Source organism: Bacillus sp. CH30_1T (assembly GCF_008364765.1).
GTDB lineage: Bacteria > Bacillota > Bacilli > Bacillales > Bacillaceae_B > Rossellomorea.
In genome coordinates this window covers 1-22328 of sequence record NZ_VTUY01000016.1, presented here as the reverse complement: position 1 = coordinate 22328, position 22328 = coordinate 1, and the positions used below count along the sequence as shown (strand labels likewise).

At 39.9% G+C, this 22328-nt stretch carries 25 protein-coding genes; 17 read left to right on the top strand and 8 right to left on the bottom strand.

Annotation, left to right across the window (positions count from 1 at the left end; genetic code table 11):
* Positions 1-90 precede the first annotated feature (90 nt).
* The 5 genes from F0342_RS22410 to F0342_RS22390 all read left to right on the top strand — a co-directional run bounded on the left by F0342_RS22410 (position 91) and on the right by F0342_RS22390 (position 4483).
* Positions 91-630 (top strand): hypothetical protein, encoded by a 540-nt coding sequence (locus F0342_RS22410; protein WP_149158017.1) that lies wholly within the window; start codon positions 91-93, stop codon positions 628-630.
* Between the two features lie 163 nt (positions 631-793).
* Positions 794-1936, top strand: a complete 1143-nt coding sequence (locus F0342_RS22405; RefSeq protein WP_149158016.1) for an acyl-CoA dehydrogenase family protein — start codon at positions 794-796, stop codon at positions 1934-1936.
* Between the two features lie 228 nt (positions 1937-2164).
* The gene (gene cccA / locus F0342_RS22400; protein WP_148969708.1) at positions 2165-2539 is read left to right on the top strand and encodes a cytochrome c550; all 375 of its coding nucleotides are present in this window, start codon (positions 2165-2167) and stop codon (positions 2537-2539) included.
* Positions 2540-2657: 118 nt separating this feature from the next.
* Entirely contained in the window at positions 2658-3368 is a 711-nt protein-coding gene (locus F0342_RS22395; RefSeq protein ID WP_149158057.1) for a tRNA (adenine(22)-N(1))-methyltransferase, read from the top strand.
* Positions 3365-4483: a Nif3-like dinuclear metal center hexameric protein gene (locus tag F0342_RS22390; protein ID WP_149158015.1), complete on the top strand. Its 1119-nt coding sequence runs from the start codon at positions 3365-3367 to the stop codon at positions 4481-4483. Before F0342_RS22395 ends, F0342_RS22390 begins: the two co-directional genes overlap by 4 nt.
* A 41-nt stretch (positions 4484-4524) precedes the next feature.
* On the opposite strand, the gene F0342_RS22385 is transcribed toward F0342_RS22390, so the two are convergent.
* Positions 4525-5481 carry a 4-hydroxy-3-methylbut-2-enyl diphosphate reductase gene (locus tag F0342_RS22385; protein WP_149158014.1) on the bottom strand — a complete coding sequence of 319 codons (957 nt, stop codon included), beginning with the start codon at positions 5479-5481 and terminating at the stop codon, positions 4525-4527.
* A gap of 175 nt (positions 5482-5656) precedes the next feature.
* The gene (locus tag F0342_RS22380; protein WP_262481856.1) at positions 5657-6373 is read right to left on the bottom strand and encodes a YqfQ family protein; all 717 of its coding nucleotides are present in this window, start codon (positions 6371-6373) and stop codon (positions 5657-5659) included.
* Positions 6374-6688: 315 nt separating this feature from the next.
* On the opposite strand from F0342_RS22380, the gene F0342_RS22375 reads away from it, so the two are divergent.
* Together F0342_RS22375 and F0342_RS22370 are read left to right on the top strand one after the other, a co-directional pair.
* On the top strand, positions 6689-7996 hold the full coding sequence (locus F0342_RS22375) for a DEAD/DEAH box helicase (protein WP_149158013.1): 1308 nt from the start codon (positions 6689-6691) through the stop codon (positions 7994-7996).
* Between the two features lie 69 nt (positions 7997-8065).
* Complete coding sequence (locus F0342_RS22370; RefSeq protein WP_149158012.1) at positions 8066-8959, top strand: deoxyribonuclease IV; 894 nt, start codon at positions 8066-8068, stop codon at positions 8957-8959.
* A 55-nt stretch (positions 8960-9014) separates the two neighbouring features.
* Here F0342_RS22370 and F0342_RS22365 read toward each other — a convergent pair whose 3' ends face one another.
* On the bottom strand, positions 9015-9269 hold the full coding sequence (locus F0342_RS22365; RefSeq protein ID WP_149158011.1) for a DUF2624 domain-containing protein: 255 nt from the start codon (positions 9267-9269) through the stop codon (positions 9015-9017).
* A 90-nt stretch (positions 9270-9359) separates the two neighbouring features.
* On the opposite strand from F0342_RS22365, the gene F0342_RS22360 reads away from it, so the two are divergent.
* The 5 genes from F0342_RS22360 to F0342_RS22340 all read left to right on the top strand — a co-directional run bounded on the left by F0342_RS22360 (position 9360) and on the right by F0342_RS22340 (position 13338).
* The gene (locus F0342_RS22360; protein WP_149158010.1) at positions 9360-10241 is read left to right on the top strand and encodes a YitT family protein; all 882 of its coding nucleotides are present in this window, start codon (positions 9360-9362) and stop codon (positions 10239-10241) included.
* Positions 10242-10384: 143 nt separating this feature from the next.
* A complete protein-coding gene (locus tag F0342_RS22355; RefSeq protein ID WP_149158009.1) occupies positions 10385-11158 on the top strand; it encodes a metal ABC transporter ATP-binding protein in 774 nt (257 codons plus the stop codon).
* An 18-nt stretch (positions 11159-11176) separates the two neighbouring features.
* Entirely contained in the window at positions 11177-12034 is an 858-nt protein-coding gene (locus F0342_RS22350; protein ID WP_149158008.1) for a metal ABC transporter permease, read from the top strand.
* Positions 12035-12037: 3 nt separating this feature from the next.
* On the top strand, positions 12038-12454 hold the full coding sequence (locus F0342_RS22345) for a Fur family transcriptional regulator (RefSeq protein ID WP_149158007.1): 417 nt from the start codon (positions 12038-12040) through the stop codon (positions 12452-12454).
* A 524-nt stretch (positions 12455-12978) separates the two neighbouring features.
* Positions 12979-13338, top strand: a complete 360-nt coding sequence (locus F0342_RS22340) for a DUF1499 domain-containing protein (protein ID WP_149158006.1) — start codon at positions 12979-12981, stop codon at positions 13336-13338.
* A 32-nt stretch (positions 13339-13370) separates the two neighbouring features.
* On the opposite strand, the gene F0342_RS22335 is transcribed toward F0342_RS22340, so the two are convergent.
* A complete protein-coding gene (locus F0342_RS22335; protein ID WP_149158005.1) occupies positions 13371-13940 on the bottom strand; it encodes a hypothetical protein in 570 nt (189 codons plus the stop codon).
* A gap of 731 nt (positions 13941-14671) precedes the next feature.
* On the opposite strand from F0342_RS22335, the gene F0342_RS22330 reads away from it, so the two are divergent.
* Positions 14672-15052: a DUF4190 domain-containing protein gene (locus F0342_RS22330; protein ID WP_149158004.1), complete on the top strand. Its 381-nt coding sequence runs from the start codon at positions 14672-14674 to the stop codon at positions 15050-15052.
* Positions 15053-15135: 83 nt separating this feature from the next.
* On the opposite strand, the gene ispG is transcribed toward F0342_RS22330, so the two are convergent.
* Both ispG and F0342_RS22320 read right to left on the bottom strand, forming a co-directional pair.
* Complete coding sequence (gene ispG, locus F0342_RS22325; RefSeq protein WP_149158055.1) at positions 15136-16239, bottom strand: flavodoxin-dependent (E)-4-hydroxy-3-methylbut-2-enyl-diphosphate synthase; 1104 nt, start codon at positions 16237-16239, stop codon at positions 15136-15138.
* 124 nt (positions 16240-16363) lie between these two features.
* Positions 16364-16726 carry a hypothetical protein gene (locus F0342_RS22320; protein ID WP_149158003.1) on the bottom strand — a complete coding sequence of 121 codons (363 nt, stop codon included), beginning with the start codon at positions 16724-16726 and terminating at the stop codon, positions 16364-16366.
* A 58-nt stretch (positions 16727-16784) separates the two neighbouring features.
* On the opposite strand from F0342_RS22320, the gene F0342_RS22315 reads away from it, so the two are divergent.
* Entirely contained in the window at positions 16785-17966 is a 1182-nt protein-coding gene (locus F0342_RS22315; RefSeq protein ID WP_262481855.1) for an MFS transporter, read from the top strand.
* Positions 17967-18027: 61 nt separating this feature from the next.
* Here the strand turns inward: F0342_RS22315 and F0342_RS22310 are convergent, their stop codons facing one another.
* A complete protein-coding gene (locus tag F0342_RS22310) occupies positions 18028-18801 on the bottom strand; it encodes a DUF1189 domain-containing protein (RefSeq protein WP_149158001.1) in 774 nt (257 codons plus the stop codon).
* A gap of 245 nt (positions 18802-19046) precedes the next feature.
* Here F0342_RS22310 and F0342_RS22305 point away from each other — a divergent pair, with 245 nt between their 5' ends.
* From F0342_RS22305 to F0342_RS22295, 3 genes are all read left to right on the top strand, one after another.
* The gene (locus F0342_RS22305; RefSeq protein ID WP_149158000.1) at positions 19047-20675 is read left to right on the top strand and encodes a Na/Pi cotransporter family protein; all 1629 of its coding nucleotides are present in this window, start codon (positions 19047-19049) and stop codon (positions 20673-20675) included.
* Positions 20676-20747: 72 nt separating this feature from the next.
* The gene (locus F0342_RS22300; RefSeq protein ID WP_149157999.1) at positions 20748-21227 is read left to right on the top strand and encodes a DUF456 domain-containing protein; all 480 of its coding nucleotides are present in this window, start codon (positions 20748-20750) and stop codon (positions 21225-21227) included.
* 174 nt (positions 21228-21401) lie between these two features.
* Positions 21402-22010 (top strand): superoxide dismutase, encoded by a 609-nt coding sequence (locus tag F0342_RS22295; RefSeq protein WP_149157998.1) that lies wholly within the window; start codon positions 21402-21404, stop codon positions 22008-22010.
* Positions 22011-22129: 119 nt separating this feature from the next.
* Here F0342_RS22295 and F0342_RS22290 read toward each other — a convergent pair.
* Positions 22130-22328 (bottom strand): transposase (locus tag F0342_RS22290; RefSeq protein WP_188048619.1); only part of this gene is annotated, 199 nt, incomplete at its 5' end.

The window sequence follows — 22328 nt, the reverse complement described above, 5'->3', positions numbered from 1 at the left end:
AGAGGTGGTTTTTTTTGGTCGAAATAAAGGGTTTTTCATCACCTTTGACGAATGTAGCTAAAAGATTTAAGAGATAAAGGTGTGACAACTGTGAAAACAGTAAAAAATTCAAGAAAAGAATTGATTGTGAATGAGATACATCTTTGGAAACATGCTAATATGCTGCCAGAGCACTATTGTGACTATCTCCTTGCATTATATACCGAAGGAGATGGTATGGAACACAGTGATCAAAAGAGTGCCAAAAAGAAGGCAATGCTTAAAGACTACTTATATTCAATTTGTGCGATATTAATTTCATTATTTGTCATTTATTTTACTGAATTGTCAATCGTTTTGCAAACAACGATTTTGGCAAGTTTTGTCGGATTATTAGTAGCGATAGGAATTTATTATATTAAAAAACAATTATCACCTTTATTCTTGTATATGGCTGCCGCTTGTATATTTCTTCTTGCCTCCATAGATATAACAGAGGAGTTATTCGGTAGGAGTTCTTTCGGAATGTACATAACCTTATTTCTGAACTGTTTCATTTGGATAAGTGCAGGATTGAAATGGAAGCTGGGTTATTTTTCCCTTTCAGGTTTGGCTGGGGGGATCCTACTAATTATTTTTATATTACTATAACTTCTGAAAATTTAAAAGTTTTTTAAAGTTGAGAAAATTCACTATTCCCTTTTATAATAAGAATGAGAGCGCATTCATAGAGTGCAGTGATTATGCTTGAAAGCGCTATTATGGAAATGGAGTTAGGGCTTTCAGTCATCAAAGTTAGACAAGGGGGATAAGTATGAATTTCGACTTAACACAAGAACAAACAATGATTAAAAAGACAATCAGGGAATTTGCTGAAGAAGAAGTGGCTCCTGGTGCATTGGATCGGGACCGTACAAAGGAATTTCCTAAAGAAATTTTCAAGAAGCTTTCTGACTTGGGGATGATGGGACTTCCTTTTTCCGAGGAATATGGGGGGGCAGGTGCCGATACGGTCAGTTTCGCAATCGTAACCGAAGAGCTTAGCCGGGCTTGTGCGTCGACAGGTATTACGTACTCTGCGCATATTTCACTGGGAGGGGCACCCATTAACTTATTTGGTTCTCATGAACAAAAGCAGGAATACTTAACGCCAATCTGTACAGGGGAATCATTTGGAGCTTTCGGCCTGACTGAACCCAATGCAGGTTCTGATGCAGGCGGTACCCAAACCACTGCAGAAGACAAAGGGGATAAATGGGTTATTAACGGCAATAAGTGCTATATTACTAATGCAAGCTATGCGAATCATCTCGCTTTAACAGCAATTACAGGTAGAAACAATGGGAACAAAGAAATTAGTGCGATTATCGTTCCGACTAAAGCAAAGGGATTTACGGTAATCGATAATTATGAAAAAATGGGGCTTCATTCATCAAACACGACAGAGTTGGTTCTTGAAGATGTAGAAGTGCCGAAGGAAAACCTGTTAGGAAAGCAGGGGGAAGGTTTCAAGCAGTTCCTTGTCACCCTGGACGGTGGAAGGATCGGAATTGGTGCCATGGCTGTCGGTGTGGCACAGGCTGCTTTTGATAAAGCACTGCAGTATTCCAAGGAAAGAAAGCAATTTGGCAAAACCTTATCTCAGTTTCAAGTTACTCAATTTAAGCTTGCTGATATGGCAATGAAGATTGAACTGGCAAGGAATATGGTTCATAAGGCAGCATGGTTGAAAGATCAGGGAAGACCATTTTCGAAAGAAGCTTCGATGTGTAAGCTTTACGCTTCAGAAATCAGTATGGAAGTAGCAGACGAAGCCATTCAGATTCACGGTGGATACGGATACATGAAAGAATACCATGTAGAAAGATATCTACGGGATGCCAAACTCCTTGAAATCGGAGAAGGGACCTCAGAAGTCCAGAGAATGGTCATTTCAAGGCTTATAGGATGTCAATAAGGTGAAAACACCATAACAGCAATGAGGAGCTCTATTGGTCCGCTCTGGGGCAATAGAGCTCCCTTCTTTTAATGGAAACTTTCCTTATTTCACAAGAAATGTGTCTAATTTGTGAGAAAGATGGAAAAGTTAATTGATAGTACTTTTACTTTGTCGTTTTTTACAGTAAAATATAAAGTGTTGAAAAAAGCACTATTTTTGGATGTTGTACATAAAGGAGGTTAAATCATGAATCGTAATCCAATAATTCCATTCGTACTTATCATGGCTCTTGGAATTGGTCTTGTTTTCTTCTTATCTTTAGAAGGCCTTAACAACGCTGATGAAAAAGCAAAAGAAGAAGGACACGGGGAAATGGAAGGTAAAGAAGGCGAACAGGCTTCAAGCGGAGAATTCGATCCGGAAGCTAAGTACAAAGAGTCTTGTGTATCTTGTCATGGTGGAAACTATGAAGGTGGCGCCGGTCCTGCTCTTAAAGGAACAAAGCTGTCTAAAGACGAGATCAAAGAAACGATCAAAAACGGTAAAGGTATGATGCCGGCTGGTCTAGTAGAAGAGGGAAATCTGGATGCTATGGCAGACTGGATCAAGTCACTTAAATAATCAATGATTGAAAAAGGTTCTTTGTCTTTTTGGGCAAAGGACTTTTTTTATCGGGAAAAGTTGGTTAGAATGATTATCGTACATAATTTACCCAATAAAAATGATTAAAGGTGAACGAATGAATATTCAACAATTATCAAAACGACTAGAAACAGTTGTGTCATACATACCCGAGCAATCTAAAATCGCTGATATCGGTTCAGATCACGCATACTTACCGTGCTATGCGGTCAATAAAGGTATTGCTTCCTCTGCAATCGCAGGAGAAGTAGTGAAAGGGCCATATCTTTCTGCCATGAAACAAGTGGAAGATGCCCAATTAACTCAGGAGGTAGAGGTGAGATTTGGAAATGGTTTGGAAGTGATCGCTCCAGGTGAAGTAGATTGTATTACGATCGCCGGAATGGGAGGCACATTGATTGCCTCAATCTTGGAGGCAGGTAAAGCAAAGCTGACCAATCAACCCAGGTTAATTCTTCAGCCGAATGTGAGTGCAAGGTCCATCCGTACGTGGCTCATGGATAATGAATGGGACTTAGTAGGGGAAGAAATTCTTGAAGAAGATGATAAGGTATATGAAATTTTAGTGGCGGAGAAAGGCAATCCGAGACAACACTACTCTGGTGAGCTTGAAAAAGAATTGCTCCTCGGTCCATTTCTGATGAAGGAGCGCAACGATGCTTTTATGAAAAAATGGAATCAGGAGCTTCATCAATGGAAGAATATATTGAATAACATGGAAAAAGCGGAAAAAACCGATGTGTTGGAAGAACGAAAACGTGAACTCATTCAAAAAATACAAATGGTGGAGGAGGTTCTTATCCCATGAAGACAGTAAACGGTCATGAGATCATTCAGCTGTTTGAACAATTTTCACCTAAATGTCTAGCTGAAGAAGGGGATCCGGTTGGTCTTCAAATTGGTAAGTTGAACGAGAAGGTTGAGAATGTGATGATCACCCTGGATGTATTGGAGAATGTGGTGGATGAAGCAATAAAAAACAATGTGAAATTAATCATAGCCCACCACCCACCGCTTTTTCGTCCATTAAAGTCCCTGCAAACGGACACCTATCAAGGACGAATGATTGAGAAGTTAATCAAGCATGATATTGCCGTGTATGCGGCTCATACGAATCTTGATGTGGCGACGGGGGGAGTGAATGACCTTTTATCCGACATGCTGCATTTGCAGGATACGTCTGTACTAGCCCCTACTTACAATGAGGAGCTCCGTAAATTAGTCGTTTATGTGCCAAAAGAAAACGCAAATGAACTTCGAACAGCCCTTGGGAATGCAGGAGCCGGGCACATCGGAAACTATTCACATTGCAGCTTCTCGACTGAAGGAAAGGGAAGATTCCTCCCTGAGGAGGGCACGAACCCGCATATCGGAATGCAAGGTTCCCTTGAGGAAGTAGCAGAAGAGAAGGTGGAAACAGTTTATCCTGTTTCTTTAGAGAAAAAAGTGTTGAAAGCGATGATTACCCATCATCCCTATGAAGAAGTTGCCTATGATATCTATTCCCTTAAAAACGGATCACCTGCTTTAGGATTAGGTAGAATCGGACATTTGCAGAGTGAGATGAGCCTTAAGGAATTTGCTTTAGTTGTGAAAAAAACATTTGGTATGGACGGAATCAGAGTCATTGGTGATGGGGAAGCGAAAGTAAAGAAAGTAGCAGTGCTTGGCGGAGATGGAAATAAGTTTATCGGGAAAGCCAAAAGACAGGGGGCGGATGTATTCGTCTCAGGCGATATTTATTACCACACCGCCCACGACGCCATGATGATGGGGCTGAATGTCGTTGATGCAGGTCATCACATCGAAAAAGTCATGAAGGATGGAGTGGCCAGTTATTTAGCGAAAAAATCCTCGGAAAAAGGGTATATCGTCAATATATTCGCCTCAAAAGCTGAAACCAACCCATTTACGTATATGTAATAATGAAAGGCCCCTTAGAATTTCTAAGGGGCCTTTCATCTTTATTTTGTTCCCAATTTAGCTTTTCGTACTTTAGGGAGAATTTTATTTAATGGAACATTCCGCTCTCTTGTCCAAGTGGATTCATCATTTGGATTAAAAGCTTCAAGGAATTTAATGACTTCTTTTACGATTGGGGTAGGAGTGGATGCACCGGCTGTTACAGCAACGATGCCCGCATCTTTAATCCATTCTATATCCAATTCACTAATGTCGGAAATGCGATGTGCAGGAGTACCTGCGATATCCTTTGATACTTGAGCGAGCCGGTTGGAGTTATTACTCTTAGGATCTCCAACTACGATGAGAACATCTGCATCACCAGCTTGTTCAGCTACTGCTTCTTGACGAACCTGGGTAGCCAGGCATATTTCTTTGTGCAGCTCAACGTGAGGGTACATTTCTTTCACTTTATCCATCGTATCCAATACATCCCATTGACTCATCGTCGTTTGGTTAGTCACAATGATTTTTTCGTTATCAATTGAAAGTTCTTCTACATCTTCTGCTGTTTCCACGAGATGCACAATCTCAGGTGCAACCCCGACAGCCCCTTCAGGCTCAGGATGTCCTTTTTTACCAATATAGATCACGTCATAGCCTTCCGCTTCTTTAGCGCGAATCAGATCATGGGTTTTCGTTACATCGGGACAAGTTGCATCCAGTGTGACAAGTCCTTTTTGTTTGGCTATTTCTTTCACTTCAGGAGAAACTCCATGAGCCGTGAAGATAACCGTTCCTTCATTTACTTGTTCGATGATTTCTTTTCTGTTGCTGCCATCCAGGGTAATGATACCGTCTTCTTCGAATGCGTCAGTCACATGCTTATTGTGAACGATCATGCCTAAAATATAAATTGGACGAGGAAGCGATTTGTCTAAAGCGGCATTTCTTGCAATGACCATTGCATCTACAACACCGTAACAATAGCCTCTCGGAGTAATCTTAATAATTTCCATCTATAAATATCCTCCTACATGAGAAAAGGTTTTGTCTTCATTATAAAGGAGAACTGCCCTCCTGACAAAGAGAACGATAATAATGTGAACCTTTCCCCGCTTGAAATGCCTTTGATTGGCCGTTAAATAAAAAAATCCCTAAACAGGTGATTCAGTACCTTTAGGGATCCTGGCTTTAAATATACAGTTTGGGTTTTGATCCTGATCTAGACTTTGATGGCGCATGGTTATCATCAAGATCACTATCCTCTGAAATTTCTTCTGGTGGTTTCTTCTTCTTTTTTTTCTTAACGGTGGATTCAACTTCAGGGATGTCATTATCCACTATTTTTTCTTCACTATGCCCCTTGTCGGACGCATCATCGGCAGGCATATCTTTGAATCCACGATATAACTTCCATAGTGCCGGGATATTTTTCACCATAGGGCCATATTGTTGGAACATCGGACCCAACTGTTGAGCTGTCTGGAGCATTTGCTGGGTATTGGATAAAAATGAATTCACATTACCGGGGTTCAATAAGCTCTGGAGGATTCCGCCAGCTGCCTGTGGCGATCGTTCAAAGCCAGACGTGTTGGAAGATGAGTCCCCTCTGGAAAATTGTTGTAATAATCCTCCACCGGCATTCTGATTATCCCCCTTTTTAAGAAGCTTAGACAATAAACCACCTTTACCTGGCCCCCGGCTTTTTCCTCTCTGATTCATCCCCATATTGAATCCTTGATTTTGACGTTGTCCTCCAAATTGAAACGGAGGTGGCTGCGTCTGCCCCATTCCAAAGCGATTCCTTCCAGGCTGCTGCATTCCGAACCCGCTGAATCCCCGCTGCTGTCTCATCCCGAAAGGATTTCGCATATCCTGACCCTGATTCCTCATTCTTCTAGGTGGCATAATGACAGCCTCCTTTCATTCGAATAAATTCCTCGTCAGTATAGAGTATGCAATAGGTGAAAAAAGGGTATTCATACAATATCATCTTAAATTAAAATAAGTATGAACTAGATGTTTTGCCAAAAAAACATTATAATGGTTAGATGTTCTTTAAATATGACGCTTACTAAACTGTTACGTTAAGGTAAAATCACTCGTGGTGATAAAGTGATCCGTAAATTTTATATATATCTATGGTGATGATGTGTTCGACTTGGCATCCATCCCGATGACAGCGTAAATAAAAGGATATTTTGATAAAAGGAGATGTAAAGAATGAAAAAGAATTTATTTCTACAATTCGGATTCCAGTCTTTCATTAATGAAGCTGTAGAAGAACTGGGTTTCTACGAACCAACAGAAATTCAAAAGAAAATGATCCCACTGATTTTAAAAGGGCAAAGTGCGATTGGTCAATCCCAGACAGGAACGGGAAAAACACATTCATATCTTTTACCGATCATTGAGAAGGTGAATGCAGATTCTGAACAGGTACAAGCAGTGATTACTGCTCCAACTCGTGAACTTGCACAACAGATTTATCAAGAGGTACTAAAGATCACGAAAGATAGCAACATTGTTTCCCGCTGCTTTATTGGTGGAACGGACAAGCAGAGAACAATTGAGAAATTGAAACACCAGCCTCATATTGTGGTTGGTACTCCTGGCCGGATCAATGATTTAGTGAAAGATCAAGCCTTATTTGTTCATACTGCCAGTCTACTGGTAATTGATGAAGCGGATTTGATGCTTGATATGGGATTCATTGAAGATGTGGATCAGATTGCGGCAAAGATGCCTGAAAAATTACAAATGCTTGTATTCTCTGCGACGATTCCAGAGAAACTGAAGCCATTCTTGAAGAAATATATGGAAAATCCACAATATGCACATGTTGAGCCCGAGCAGCTATCGGCAAAGAATATTCAACATGTAATCGTCCCACTTAAGAGTCGCGATAAAATTAACCTGTTGTACAATATTTTAGTGGATATTAATCCATATTTAGGTATCGTTTTTACCAATACAAAACAAAAAGCAGATGAAGTGGCAGATGCTTTGATCGCAAAAGGATTAAAGGTTGGACGAATTCACGGAGACCTTTCTCCCCGTGAGCGTAAGAAAATGATGAAGCAAACGAGAAACCTGGATTATCAGTACATCGTAGCGACTGATTTAGCAGCAAGAGGGATCGACATTGAAGGTGTAAGTCACATCATTAACTTTGAATTGCCACAAGATCTCGATTTCTATGTTCACCGTTCTGGCCGTACAGCACGTGCCGGTAATACCGGGATTGCCTATACCATTTATACACCTTCGGATGAAGATGCATTGAATCGTCTGGAGAAGCTGGGAATTAGCTTTGCTCATCAAGACATTAAGAAAGGGGAATGGTCTGAGTTGCCACCCCTGAACAAACGTAAGAACCGTCAAAAAACGAATGTTAATGAGATTGATGAAAAAGCGAAATCAATGGTTCGAAAACCGAAAGCAGTTAAGCCGGGTTATAAAAAGAAAATGAAATACAAAATGGATCAGATCAAGAAACGTGAGAGAAGAAAGAAAAACAGAAGCAAATAAGAGTTTTAACGTGATTCATTTGTACACATTCGATACAATATAGAGAGATTTTCTTAGGAGTTGAGAAGAATGGTTAAGATTGGATCCCATGTTTCGATGAGTGGTAAAAAAATGCTATTAGCTTCCAGTGAGGAAGCCGTTTCATATGGAGCGAATACATTTATGATTTATACAGGTGCCCCTCAAAATACGAGAAGAAAAAAGATCGAAGATTTAAATATTGAAGCGGGTATCGCTCACATGAAAGAAAATGGGATAGAGGACATCGTTGTTCATGCTCCCTATATCATTAACATCGGAAATACGACGAACCCTGCTACATTTGAATTAGGTGTCAATTTCCTCCGTTCTGAAATCGAACGCACAGAAGCTCTGGGAGCGGGACAGATTGTGCTTCACCCGGGCGCTCACGTAGGTGCAGGAGCAGATAAGGGAATCGAAAAGATCATTGAAGGTCTGAATGAAGTACTAACCAAAGACCATAAAGTGCAAATTGCATTGGAAACAATGGCAGGGAAGGGTTCAGAATGTGGAAGATCTTTTGAGGAATTAGCTCAAATCATCAATGGGGTAGAACTGAATGACCGCCTTTCTGTTTGTTTCGATACTTGTCACACCCATGATGCAGGATATAATATTGTGGATGATTTCGATGGAGTCTTGGAAGAATTCGATAAGATTGTCGGGATTGATCGCTTAAAGGTTCTACACATTAACGATAGTAAGAATGAACGTGGGGCTAGTAAAGACCGCCATGAAAATTTAGGATTCGGACATATCGGATTCAAAGCACTGAACTATATTGTGCATCATCCACAGCTGCAAGAGGTACCTAAGATTCTGGAAACACCATATGTAGGGGAAGATAAGAAAAATAAAAAGCCTCCTTACAAGTTCGAAATTGACATGCTTCAGAGTCAAACGTTCGATGAAGATGTATTAACGAAAATTCTGAATCAATAAAAAAGGCAATGGAGGAGGTCATCTCTCATCAATAGGGACGCCTCCTCTTCTTTTACTATCTGATGAGCTGCAAAAAGAGTTGGTTGATTTCCTTCGCCTTGGCAGGACCTATTAGCCTTGCTAATTCCTTCACCAATTTACTGCGTTTGCTGTCATTGAAGATATTAATGTTCTTTCCTTTAACACTAGCGACGATGCTTGTTGCCTGCTGTGAAGTCAATGAAATGTTATATTGATTGGCGTACTTTAATAATTCTTCATTTGTGATATTGTTAATTTTGTGATTAATCACGTTTTGTAATAGCTTCATGTTTATCACTCCTCAACAGATACATATGTAACTCCTGATCAGAAAGTGACATTTTTATAAGAAAATAAAGTGAAAGGAAAGGAATTGACGATGACCCAAAGAGTACATAAAAAAGAAAGTCCCCTTCATTTTATTTACCGATTAATCTTTATTATAATTGGAGCAGCATTAGCTGCTATATCCATTGAGTTATTCCTTGTTCCAAATAATATTATTGATGGTGGTATTATTGGTGTTTCGCTGATTTTGGATTATTTAGTTTCAGACACCATTCCATTTGTAAACTTTGCAACCCTGCTGGTTCTTCTAAATCTCCCTTTCATGTATTACGGGTATAAACATATCGGGAAAACCTTTGTAGTTTCTTCACTGTTTGCCATTATTGCGCTAGCAGGCATCGAAAGCCTATTACACCATATTGATCCCTTTGTAACAGAGAAAGTGTTAGCCACTGTTTTTGGAGGCTTGACACTTGGAGTTGGGGTCGGCCTTGTGATACGTCATGGTGGATCTCTGGATGGAACTGAAATCCTAGGAATTCTTTTAACGAAAAAACTTCCGTTTTCAGTGGGAGAGTTTGTTATGTTCATCAATATTTTCATTTTCGCCTGGGCAGCATTTGTCTTCGGACTTGAAGAAGCGATGTATTCCGTTATGACCTACTATATAGCCTTTAAGACGATTGATACGGTGATTCAGGGAATGGATGAAACGAAGGCTGTAATCATTGTTTCTGACCATTACCTTGATGTATCCGACGCAATACTAAAAAGACTTGGCAGGGGAACAACCATGTTAAAGGGGCGTGGAGGTTACACAGATAATGATAAAGAGGTCATTTATGTCGTGGTCACCAGACTTGAAGTAACAAAGTTGAAATCCATTGTTTCTGATGTAGATCCAAATGCTTTCATTACGATTATGAGTACACAGGAAACAAAGGGTGCACGATTTAAGTCTGCCATTCACTAATGCAGCATACAAATACCGGACTGCTCACTCAAATTGAGCAGTCCGGTATTGGGGCATGAATGATTTACAATTGTGCACCCATCATGTATACTACCCTATGTACTTTTAAATCGTAATGATTCTTATAAAGAGAGATGATTAAAATGGATACTGCAAATCCTATTATTAAAATAGAAGATGTGAATTTCAGATATGAGCGGGAAAGAGTGCTCGAAGATATTAACTTAAGCATTCCCAGAGGGGCATTCCTTGGAATCGTCGGACCTAATGGTTCAGGTAAATCGACATTACTAAAGCTTGTTCTGGGCCTTTTACGAGTAAAACAAGGGAATATTGAGCTATTTGGGATCCCTCAGCATAAATTCAAACAATGGGATCGCATAGGGTTTGTTTCCCAAAAGGCCAATAGCTTCAATACAGGCTTTCCAGCTACAGTATATGAGGTGGTGGCAAGCGGATTAGCGAAAAAAGCAGGTTTGTTCAAGAGGATTTCATCTAAATATAAACTAGATGTATACGGAGCCATAGAATCGGTTGGGATGAGTCAATTCGCCAAACGTAATATTGGAGAATTATCAGGTGGACAACAGCAAAGGGTGTTTATTGCCCGTGCGCTCGTCAGCCAGCCTGATGTATTGATTCTTGATGAACCGACAGTGGGAGTGGATAGTCAAAACGTCCAAAACTTCTATGATATGTTAGAAACCTTAAATAAAGATTTAGGGATTACTCTCGTACTTGTCACTCATGACATTGGATCGATTTCGAACAAAGTGACTCATGTCGCTTGTTTAAATAAACATTTACATTTCCATGGCAAAACAGAAGAGTTTGAGAAGCTAAAGGAAAATCAGCTTTCCTCTTTTTATGGTCATGATGTACATTTTTTAAATCATGAGCATGAACATCATTCATGATCGATTGGAGGGAAGACAATGCTTCAAGCTATTTTTCAATATGAATTTTTACAAAATGCATTTCTAACGGGGATTCTCATTGGAATCATCGCACCTTTATTAGGAGCATTCATCGTCGTAAGGAGGCTTTCTTTAATTGCGGATGCATTGAGTCACGTCACTCTGTCTGGTATTGCAGCGAGCCTGTATTTAAGTAAAACGATACCTGCTTTTTCGGGATTGAATCCACTATATTTTGGAATGTTATTCTCTGTCGTGGGCTCCTTATTCATTGAACGTTTGCGTATGTTATACAAGCATTATCAGGAGCTTGCAATTCCGATCATACTATCTGGAGGAATCGGGATAGGGGTCATCTTCATTTCTCTAGCAGACGGTTTTAATACAGATTTATTTAGCTATTTGTTTGGAAGTGTCAGTGCAGTCAGCAGGGGAGATTTGTATTTGATTGGAGGAATCAGCGTTCTTGTGATAGGGGTGATTTTCCTGCTTTATAAAGAATTGTTTCTTCTATCTTTTGATGAGGATCATGCAAAGGCGTCAGGAATCCCCGCTAAGGCGATCCACTTTATCTTTATGGTCATGGTAGCACTTGTGATTGCCGCTTCCATGCGCATCGTCGGGATCCTGCTGGTTTCGTCTCTTATGACATTACCTGTTGCTGCAAGTATCAGGATTGCCAATGGATTTAAACAAACAATTGGGTTTTCACTATTATTTGGTGAAATTTCTGTTATTGTTGGATTAATCAGTGCCTTCTATTTGAATCTTGCACCAGGTGGTACGATTGTCATGACGGCTATTTTAATCCTTCTCAGTACAATTGTGATTAAAAAAATAAGAACGTCGAGTCATTCTTCTAGAGTTGAGGTGTAGAAAATGAATGTAACGGAAGCAATGGACCTGTTAAAATCAAAAGGATATAAGCATACAGGAAAACGGGAGCAATTACTTGAACTGTTTTCCAGCTCTAATAAATATTTGACGGCCAGGGATGTATTGGAAAATATGAAAGCTGACTACCCGGGGCTCAGTTTTGATACAATCTACCGTAATTTGAGCTTGTTTGTTGAACTTGAGATTTTGGAAGAGACTGAACTCTCAGGTGAAAGACATTTTCGATTTACATGTGAAAGTCATCACCATCATCATCACTTCATTTGTATGGATTGTGGTAAAACGAAAGAAATTCACACATGTCCCATGGAAGCGTTAAAAGATAATTTAACGGACACAGGGTATGATATATCCGGCCATAAATTCGAAATTTATGGCAAATGCCCTCAATGTCAGTAGAGAGATCCTTTTAGGGTCTCTTTTTTCTTGGCTCTTTTCGAAAAGTTTGTTGTTATATTACATAAGATCTGCTGGTTGCTCTGTCAACAAGTGTGTGCTTAGATGGTGAGGGGAACCGCTTCGCTTGCAGCTAGCGTTCGGCCGAGCCTCCTCAGCTTAGCCGAACGGGGTCTCGGCTAAGCCCGTACTTCCGCAGGAGTCTACTCAGTTCCCCTCACCATCTTTAAGAGGTTTTCTTGACAGAGCTAAAAGGTGTCAAAAACTAACTAAATTGAAAACAGCCTCTTTAAAGAAATTTTACGCCTTTTTAAAACCCTGAGGTTTGATTGATAATCGAAATGATTATTTTTTGTATTAGCACAGAGTGGAGCGGAAAGGAAGGGTCCATGTCTTCATACTACCACTTATGATAAATTTGTTTTTCTTGGAAGTCTTTTTCTTTTACTGAAATTTCCAAAGTTTAAGTGAAGGTAAAAGAGGAAAAAAATGCAATTATACAGAAGGAATTGAAAGGAGATGCAGCCATGGAATCAATCCCTTTCACTCACAGCCCGACGAATAAAAAAAACTGTGTGAGCACGATAGACCTCACATCATATCATCGTATAGCACCACTTCCCATCAGTGGAAGCACAGAGGATGCGAAGGCGAGAATCCGCAGCACCCTCAGTAAGTTCGATCATGTAGAGATCAAGGAAGATAAGTCACATTATGTGCATGCGGTTTTCACATCAAAGTGGTTGAAATTCATGGATGACCTGGAACTCTATATCGATGAAAGTAAACATCTTCTACATATCAAGTCAGGTTCACGTCTTGGATTTTATGATTTTAAAGTGAATCGGAAACGGGTGGAACATTTTAAAGATTTATTTAATAAGTAAAGGAAAAGCCTCTTACGATTAGAGGCTTTTTTCTATGATTCATTTTGAAGCCAGGTTTGAACCCAGGAGTTCGCTTCCTGCCAGTCATTTACGCGAATGACTCCATCAGGGATCGGTTGTTGATTGTATGGTGTGTTAAATAACAGAACCGGAATCGATAGTTCTTCAGAAATCGCTACTGCATTATCATGTTTATCTTCAAAGAAAATATCAACTCCGTGTTTTTTAGCTGTTGAAATTTTGTCATGTGAACCAATTAATTCGATGTGATGATATATCAAATCCTGGGTATTGAACCATTCTTTGGTTAATTGGGTGAGATCGGATCTTCTTGCACTTATGAAATAAAGCTCATGTATTTCTTTCCATTGATCCAATATTTGCTTTGCGCCATGAGCAAGTGGAGATTCTTTGTAAATGGTTGGTTCTGCTTCCTTAAACCATTTTCCGAAAGTTTGGGGTGAAATATTCAGAACCTCTGTCAGTTCGTATTGGGTGATGTCTTGTAAGGTTAAGTTCAACTTAAAATAATCATTTATGTGAGGCAGTAAAGATTCAGGTGACGTAACTGTCCCATCAATATCGATTCCAAAACGTTTCATTCTTTATCATGCTCCTCTTTATAAAAACTCCTTCAAGTTTATCACATTTCTGACCAGTAGATAACCGCTGTTTTCAAAAGGCTCTTTTCGTAAAGATTGTTATCTTTAACATAATATCTGCTTTGGCTCTGTCCATTAGTGTGTGCTGGATGGTGAGGTGAACTGCTTCGCTTTCCGCGGACGTTCGGCCAAGCCTCCTCAGCTTCGCTTCCGGGGTCTCGGCGCGCCCGTACTTCCGCAGGAGTCTACGCAGTTCCCCTCACCATCATTAAAAGTTTTTTCGTGACAGAGCTAAAGGTGTTAAAAAACGAACTAATTAGAAGAATGAATTCTTCTCCAATAGGACATTAATTCTATTCACCTCAATAGAGATTGTTTGCTAAAAGGTTTTGATTTTTTTTATTACTATTAAAAGAAACATGCTTAGAAAGTTGATTGGAGCGGAAGGATGCTCGACTCCTGCGGGAATAGCTGGACAGGTGAGACCCCGGAGGCGTGCCGAGGAGGCTCACCGCCAGCCCCGCGGAAAGCGAGCATCCTGGAGCGGAGATCAACTACTATTTTCTTCCTTAAGATCGCAACAAACTTTGCGAAAAGAAGCCTTTCAAAAGCAATGAATGGTTTAAAAAGTGAAGATTAGCTAACAAAATTGACAAACATTAGCATAGTAAAAAAAGCGGAGTGACACACAATAAGAAGGCTCCCAAACACAGAAAGTGAGGGATTGCTGTATGAATGATGAACGACGCGAATTAAACAGCGTTGATCGAAATCTACAAGATATCGACGTGTATTACGACAATCCGGAAACAGATGTGAGTAAAGAATACCGTGAAGAAACAGCAGCAGAAATTGCTGCTCCAATGAGTGTAAGCCGTGACTTTGAAGAGGATAACGCCGAAGATACGACAACATCAGGTCGTGTATTAGGTTACTCTGCACTTGCTCTATCCATTCTTTCCTTATTTATTCTCCCGGTAATCATGGGGGCTGCGGGGATTGTTCTTGGATTCGTGGCAAGAAGACGAGGAGCAGAAATGCTCGGTGCCTGGGCAATCGGAATTGGGGCTGTATCGATAATTATCGGATTATTTGTACTGCCGTTCTTTTAAGAATAATGCTTTTTCTTGAAATTGGGAGCATTTCAAGAAATTTAAAAAGAGGACTGATCTTAGATCAGTCCTCTTTACATGATTTATACTTCCTGTTCTTTCTTTTCTGCTTCTTGCTGTGCAAAATATTCTTCTGCGATCTTGTCGATTTCTTTCTTTAATTCTTCAACCATCGTTTCTTCAGGAACTTTCCGGACAGTTTTTCCTTTTCGGAATAACAGTCCTTCACCACGAGCCCCGGCAATGCCGATATCGGCTTCTCTGGCTTCACCGGGTCCATTTACTGCACATCCAAGGACAGCGACTTTGATTGGTGCTTTAATGGTGGAGATGTATTCTTCCACTTCATTGGCTATTGAAATTAAGTCGATTTCGATACGTCCGCATGTGGGACATGAGATTAAGGTAGCTGCATTTGAAGCTAATCCAAACGACTTTAATAGTTCTCTCGCTACTTTCACTTCTTCAACAGGGTCAGCACTTAATGAAATACGCAGTGTATTTCCAATGCCAAGGCTTAGAATCGCCCCTAGCCCCGCTGCACTCTTTACTGTTCCTGCAAATAATGTACCTGATTCAGTGATTCCAAGGTGAAGCGGGTAATCAAATGCTTTAGCCGCTTTCGTGTATGCTTCGATGGCCAAGTTTACATCAGATGCTTTCATGGAAACGATTATGTCATGAAAATCTAAATCTTCCAGGATCTTGATGTGATGAAGGGCACTTTCTACCATACCGTCAGCCGTTGGGTATCCGTACTTTTCAAGAATTTTTCTTTCCAAGCTTCCAGCATTTACCCCGATTCGAATTGGAATCCCTTTTTCTTTCGCTGCTTTGACAACTGCCTCCACTTTTTCTCGGCGACCGATATTTCCTGGATTGATCCGGATTTTATCGGCTCCGCCTTCAATGGCTTTTAAGGCTAGTTTATAGTCAAAATGTATATCGACAACAAGTGGAATATTGATTTGTTTCTTAATATCAGCTATCGCTTCTGCTGCACGTTCATCTGGACAAGCTACCCGGACAACCTGACAACCTGCTTCTTCGAGACGGTGAATCTCTTTAACCGTTGCTTCAACATCATGTGTCTTTGTAGTGGTCATACTTTGGATAACAAGTTCGTTGTTACCACCAATAGTTAAATCTCCGACTTTGACCGGACGTGTTTTTGAACGATGTATAATTTCACTCAAGTGTAATTCGCTCCTTTAGAAAGGTTCTAAAAACTTTCATTAAAAGTAATACGAAGCTATTGTAACAGTGTTTTGTGTGAAATGACAAGAAATAGGTGTATTTTGAATGCTTGGATTATTGATAATTCGGGATTTTGTAGATTTTCCCGATTTGGATCTTGGCAGGCGGCACATCATTTAATTCTTCGAAATCGGTAATCACACGTTCAATGGGAACAGGTATAGAACCATCAAGAAGATCTTCTACAAGACTTAATACTGTATCACCGGGCTTGACCTCCATTTCCACGTAAGGTAGGGATGAGGGATCTTCCTCAGCAGTTTCCTGTGACGCGGCTGGAGACGCCTGATTAACCTGTGGCTGGGCTGTTGCGACTGTGGATTCATTATAAAGGAGCCTCAGGGTTCCCTTATTTAAATCATAATAGACACTATAAAGAAGAATGATAATACCAAAGAAAATAGCCATTCTTTTCATATATATTTTCCTCCCGGGTTTTTTAGAATGAATCTGACTATGAAGGGGGTTACAAATCATGACGAATAAGCTTCTCCAACTGGTAATCGGATTACTGCCCATATTAATGGTACTGGGAAATTCTATGCTTATTCCCATTCTCCCGAGTATTGAAGCGGATTTACATTTGAATAGCAGCTGGTCTGGTTTTATCTTAAGCTCATTCACCATACCTGCAGCAGTGGTGATTCCGTTTGTGGGGATGTTGTCGGATCGCTTTGGACGTAAACGATTAATCATTGTTTCACTATGGATAATGGTTCTGGGAAGCGTACTTTGTGTTGTGAGCGGAGAAGTAAATGAAAACGTTAGTCTTTTCATGATTGGCCGAGGATTACAAGGTGTGGGGGCCGCTGGAACGACACCTCTGGCCATGGCATTGATCGGTGATATCTTTCAGGGAAAGGAACGCTCAAGGATGTTAGGTTCGTTAGAGGTGTTTAATGGGATAGGCAAGGTAGTCGCACCCCTTACTGGTGCCACACTGGCTATCCTGGTCCATTGGAATCATGCATTTTGGGTGTTTCCTGTATTGTGCATGGTGATATTGATAGGACTAAGAAAAACGGTTGAAACGAAAGAGGTTTATCACAAGGCTGATAAAAAGAGCCTGTACTCCATCTTTATTTCAAAGGGACGCTTATTATTTCCACTATATGCGATTGGAGGGGTAGGCTTATTTTTATTATTCGGCATTCTCTTCTTCCTTTCCTACCATATTGAAAATACTTTTCATATTGATGGCTTTTTCAAGGGATTTACATTTATCTTTCCACTTGGCGCGATGACCATTAGCTCTTACTGGTGTGGGGGGAGGTTAAAGGCGGATGAGGAACTCGGATGGACGTATATGAAATGTGGGATGTTAATGATGTCGGTCCCATTAGGCTTTCTGATCTTTTTTTCATCGTTGGGGTTTTTAATGTTCTTTATAACGGTAAGCTTTGGTGGGTTGGGCTTGATGCTGCCGGTCATTAATACCTTTATTACGGGGAGTGTATCGGAGAGCGAAAGGGGATTGGTTGTCAGTATTTATGGAGCGGTGCGGTTCGGGGGAGTTGCCCTGGGTCCGATTGCTTATAGTGTATGGAGAGAGGACACGATAGAGATGTTTGAGATTACCTTTGGATTGTCTTTAGTGAACCTTTTCTGCTTTTGGTATTTAAATCATAGAAAAGAAAGAAGGGTCAATCTGATTTAAAGAGGAGTGATTTATTGGTCTCCCCTGTATAGCGGTCTTTATGATTATACAGGGGAGTTAATTATGATCGTATCTTTCTCTGAGGAATCTCTTTCACGACTAAGTAGAGAATGACGGTGATCACGAACCAATCCAATATCGGGGCTGCAGGAATATAGGTTTGCAGCATTTCCATTAGGGTAAAAAATATGGTGGAAACCGTCGCGGAATAGGCGGTCATTCGAAAACTTTGCCGGTAGTTTACATTTCGTTTAAGGACATTGGCAAAGGTAACACCGATTATGGCGAATAACGTGATCTTCAAGAACGTCATTCCGGAAGTGAATAAGTAAAGAAAGAATAACGCTACGGGAAGGAGGATCCATTTCATATCTATTAACGAATCCAATAGATCAATTAAGCCATCCTTAGTAAGCGATGTATCCCCAAATAAACTATAGGAAGAAGATTGAACATTCCCTTGATTGATGACTACAAAACTCTTTTCCAAAAAGGCTATCGTATCATCGTTTGCATCAAGTTTTTCTTTCTTAAGTTCGCCTGTACTGTCAAAGATGATGGTGATACCGTCCTTTTCGAGTGTGATCGGTTCTGATTGATCGGAAGATAACGAGCCATTATCGATTGTAAAGGGTGGAAATTCAGCTTCAACTGATTCTCTTACATTGTCGATGGCACTGGTTGCAAACGATATAAACTGTACAGCCACTGGTAAAATAGATATTAGTGCCAGTAAGAATATGTAACGGATCGTCTTGCCAATTCCCTGAAAGCGGAATGTTGCAATGTCTTTTGGGGAATAGATACTTTTATACAATTGTTGAAAAACATTCATTTATACTTTTTCTCCTTTCGTGCATACCCTTACTATTTTATGCTTGTCTTTCTTCTTCATCAAGTGTAGAGAATATGAACAATTTGGAATGATTTTATTTTGTAACATAATTGTAATAAAAGTAGAGTTTTATTAACCTATTGTAAATTTAGAGCAAAAAGTATTTACCTTTTCTATAGAATATATTAAAAATGATATGGGGTTTTTGTTGTTTAATGTCGAAAATTTAAGTAGGGGTTGAAAAAATGGAATTAAATTGGCAAGAGATGTTGTTTCAGTTCTTTGGAGGATTAGGGATTTTCCTCTTCGGGATAAAGTACATGGGGGACGGACTTCAAAAAACAGCTGGAGAACGTTTGAAAGAAATTCTTGACAAGTTCACGACGAACCCGTTTATGGGTGTACTCGCTGGTATTTTTGTAACAGTCCTTCTACAAACAAGTAGTGGTACGACGGTTATTGTTGTAGGTCTGGTAAGCGCAGGTTTCATGACCCTTAAGCAAGCTATCGGGGTTATAATGGGTGCTAACATCGGTACTACAGTAACCGCGTTTATTATTGGGATCGATATTGGTGAATATGCTTTACCAATTATAGCAGTTGGTACAATTATGCTATTCTTCTTCAAAAATAAAAAAGTTCACAACTTTGGTCAGATGATTTTTGGTTTTGGAGCTTTGTTCTATGGTCTGGAATTAATGAGTGGAGGAATGAAACCTCTGCGTTCTCTAGAAGCTTTCCACGATTTAACGGTTAGCATGAGCTCGAACCCTATTCTAGGAGTAGTGATTGGAACTCTATTTACTGTTATCGTACAAAGTTCATCTGCCACAATTGGTATCCTACAGGAACTTTATTCGTCAGATTTGATTGATATCAATGCTGCTTTACCCGTATTGTTCGGAGATAACATTGGAACAACGATTACTGCAGTGTTAGCTGCCTTGGGTGCATCAGTAGCTGCAAGAAGAACTGCAGCGGTCCATGTGTTATTTAATTTAATTGGTACAACCCTTTTCTTAATAATATTACCGGTGTTTGAGAAGTTCGTATTATATCTTCAAGCGCAGTTAAATTTAAATGAACCAATGACCATCGCATTTGCACATGGTACTTTCAACGTTACTAATACAATTATTCAATTTCCATTCATTGCTATATTGGCAATTATCGTAACAAAACTAATTCCTGGACAGGATTCAATAGTGGATTATAATTCAAAACATTTAGATCCAATGTTTATTGAACAGTCTCCTTCTATTGCATTGGGGCAAGCTAAAGAAGAAGTTCTTCGTATGGGTCAGTTTGCTGTTAAAGGATTAGAACAAACAAACGAATTTTTAAGATCAAAGAATTCAAAAAATGCAGAAACAGCCTATCAAATAGAAGGTGCAATCAACAATCTTGATAAAAAAATTACGAACTATTTGGTCGATCTTTCTTCGTCTTCGTTATCAGAGAATGAATCAGAGAGACATTCAATCTTAATGGATACCGTGCGTGACATCGAACGTGTGGGAGATCACTTTGAAAATATTATTGAACTGATTGAATACCAACAGACCAACAAGGTTAAGATTACGGATGATGCAATGAATGACCTTGAAGTAATGTTCAATCTAACAATTGAAACAGTGGAAAAAGCGTTAAAATCTTTAGACTTGAACGACACTGATATTGCAAGGGAAGTAGCTGAAAAAGAAGATCAGATCGATAAGATGGAAAGAAAACTTCGTAAACAACACATACTGCGTATGAACGAAGGGAAATGTTCGGGACAAGCAGGTATCGTGTTTGTTGATATCGTCAGTAACTTAGAACGTATCGGTGATCATGCTGTTAATATCGCAGAGGCCGTATTGGGTGTAGAATAATACAAGTGCTGACTCATTTGAAATTTGTCAAATGGGTCAGTTTTTTTTATACTTTATGGGAGGTGTTAAAAGATGGAATTTATTTATTGGACCATTATTATCGTATTAATGATTTTAGCCTTTGTTGGATTGATATATCCTATCTTGCCTAGTGTTGTCTTTCTGATTGGAAGCTTTATTTTGTACGGAGTGTTTTTCAGCTTCGAACCCTTTAGCTGGTTATTCTGGACTGTGCAGGTTCTGTTTGTGATTCTTCTTTTCGGTGCTGATTACATGGCGAACCTTATTGGGGTAAAGAAATTTGGTGGTACGAAAGCAGGGATATGGGGAAGTACAATCGGTTTGCTCATCGGACCTTTCGTCATTCCTGTCATCGGAATCCTGATTGGTCCTTTTTTAGGGGCCATCATCGGTGAATGGGTAGTTCATAGATCCAATCTAAAGACCGCCGTAAAAGTAGGCGTAGGATCTGTCGTTGGATTCATCTCCAGTGTCGTGACAAAAGGAATCATCCAGATTGTCATGGCTATCTATTTCTTCATTGTCATTTGACCGGAATGATTTTTTCTTATGACTAGAGAAAAAAATATAGGGGATTTTAAACTTGTACGAAAAAGTGAAGAAATGAAGGCAAAATATTTGAACAGATATAGTAGTTTTGGTAATCTTATACTGAAACGGCCTGAATTCATTGTTCAGGAAACTATACATAGGGAGGAATTTATAATGGCTTACGAATTACCGCAATTACCTTACGGATATGATGCATTAGAACCTCATATCGACAAGGAAACAATGAACATTCACCACACGAAACACCATAACGCATATGTTACGAAAGTAAATGATGCACTTCAAGGTCACGATGATTTACTAAGCAAATCCATTGAAGATCTTGTTTCTAACTTAGACGCTGTTCCTGAAGGTGCTCGTACTGCAGTACGCAACAATGGTGGCGGCCACGCTAATCACTCTCTATTCTGGACAGTATTATCTCCGAATGGTGGAGGCGCTCCATCTGGAGAGCTGGCAGATGCCATTTCTTCCAAATTCGGAAGCTTCGATTCATTTAAAGAAGAATTCGCTAACGCTGCTGCTACCCGCTTTGGCTCAGGTTGGGCTTGGCTTGTAGTAAACAACGGTGAATTAGAAGTAACAAGCACACCAAACCAGGATAGCCCTCTAATGGAAGGTAAAACTCCTGTGTTAGGTCTTGACGTTTGGGAGCATGCTTACTACCTGAATTATCAAAACCGTCGCCCTGATTACATCGGTGCGTTCTGGAACGTTGTAAACTGGGATGAAGTAGCGAAGCGTTATTCAGCTGCTAAATAATTTAATCGTACGAGGAGAGAGGTTCTTTCAAGAACCTCTCTTCAGACCGTAGACAAACCCCACCTTTGCATTTAAGCGAAGATGGGGTTTTCTGTTATTTTAAAAGATTTTTCTTTTTTTTAGGCTGGACATGGTCCTCGCCATGTCCAGTTTGCCAATTTCTTAAGATTCATGGCAGCAAACGTAAGCATCGCCTGCATTGAAACTTTTTTAAGACCCCTTAAGGTCGTCCAACGCATGCCATGCTTTTCTTTTGCGTCCGCAAAGACTCGTTCGATCGTTTCTTTGCGTTTCGCATATAGAGTTTTATTAAGTTCT

Excerpts from the sequence above, each read along its gene's own strand:
- F0342_RS22360 (WP_149158010.1), top strand. The coding sequence starts at position 9,360 with ATGACCCAAAGAGTACATAAAAAAGAAAGTCCCCTTCATTTTATTTAC.
- F0342_RS22370 (WP_149158012.1), top strand. The coding sequence starts at position 8,066 with ATGGTTAAGATTGGATCCCATGTTTCGATGAGTGGTAAAAAAATGCTA.
- F0342_RS22380 (WP_262481856.1), bottom strand. The coding sequence starts at position 6,373 with ATGCCACCTAGAAGAATGAGGAATCAGGGTCAGGATATGCGAAATCCT.
- F0342_RS22350 (WP_149158008.1), top strand. The coding sequence starts at position 11,177 with ATGCTTCAAGCTATTTTTCAATATGAATTTTTACAAAATGCATTTCTA.
- F0342_RS22340 (WP_149158006.1), top strand. The coding sequence starts at position 12,979 with ATGGAATCAATCCCTTTCACTCACAGCCCGACGAATAAAAAAAACTGT.
- F0342_RS22300 (WP_149157999.1), top strand. The coding sequence starts at position 20,748 with ATGGAATTTATTTATTGGACCATTATTATCGTATTAATGATTTTAGCC.
- F0342_RS22405 (WP_149158016.1), top strand. The coding sequence starts at position 794 with ATGAATTTCGACTTAACACAAGAACAAACAATGATTAAAAAGACAATC.
- F0342_RS22295 (WP_149157998.1), top strand. The coding sequence starts at position 21,402 with ATGGCTTACGAATTACCGCAATTACCTTACGGATATGATGCATTAGAA.
- F0342_RS22335 (WP_149158005.1), bottom strand. The coding sequence starts at position 13,940 with ATGAAACGTTTTGGAATCGATATTGATGGGACAGTTACGTCACCTGAA.
- F0342_RS22355 (WP_149158009.1), top strand. The coding sequence starts at position 10,385 with ATGGATACTGCAAATCCTATTATTAAAATAGAAGATGTGAATTTCAGA.
- F0342_RS22330 (WP_149158004.1), top strand. The coding sequence starts at position 14,672 with ATGAATGATGAACGACGCGAATTAAACAGCGTTGATCGAAATCTACAA.
- F0342_RS22320 (WP_149158003.1), bottom strand. The coding sequence starts at position 16,726 with ATGAAAAGAATGGCTATTTTCTTTGGTATTATCATTCTTCTTTATAGT.
- F0342_RS22390 (WP_149158015.1), top strand. The coding sequence starts at position 3,365 with ATGAAGACAGTAAACGGTCATGAGATCATTCAGCTGTTTGAACAATTT.
- cccA (WP_148969708.1), top strand. The coding sequence starts at position 2,165 with ATGAATCGTAATCCAATAATTCCATTCGTACTTATCATGGCTCTTGGA.
- F0342_RS22305 (WP_149158000.1), top strand. The coding sequence starts at position 19,047 with ATGGAATTAAATTGGCAAGAGATGTTGTTTCAGTTCTTTGGAGGATTA.
- F0342_RS22365 (WP_149158011.1), bottom strand. The coding sequence starts at position 9,269 with ATGAAGCTATTACAAAACGTGATTAATCACAAAATTAACAATATCACA.
- F0342_RS22345 (WP_149158007.1), top strand. The coding sequence starts at position 12,038 with ATGAATGTAACGGAAGCAATGGACCTGTTAAAATCAAAAGGATATAAG.
- F0342_RS22315 (WP_262481855.1), top strand. The coding sequence starts at position 16,785 with ATGACGAATAAGCTTCTCCAACTGGTAATCGGATTACTGCCCATATTA.
- F0342_RS22395 (WP_149158057.1), top strand. The coding sequence starts at position 2,658 with ATGAATATTCAACAATTATCAAAACGACTAGAAACAGTTGTGTCATAC.
- F0342_RS22310 (WP_149158001.1), bottom strand. The coding sequence starts at position 18,801 with ATGAATGTTTTTCAACAATTGTATAAAAGTATCTATTCCCCAAAAGAC.
- F0342_RS22385 (WP_149158014.1), bottom strand. The coding sequence starts at position 5,481 with ATGGAAATTATTAAGATTACTCCGAGAGGCTATTGTTACGGTGTTGTA.
- F0342_RS22375 (WP_149158013.1), top strand. The coding sequence starts at position 6,689 with ATGAAAAAGAATTTATTTCTACAATTCGGATTCCAGTCTTTCATTAAT.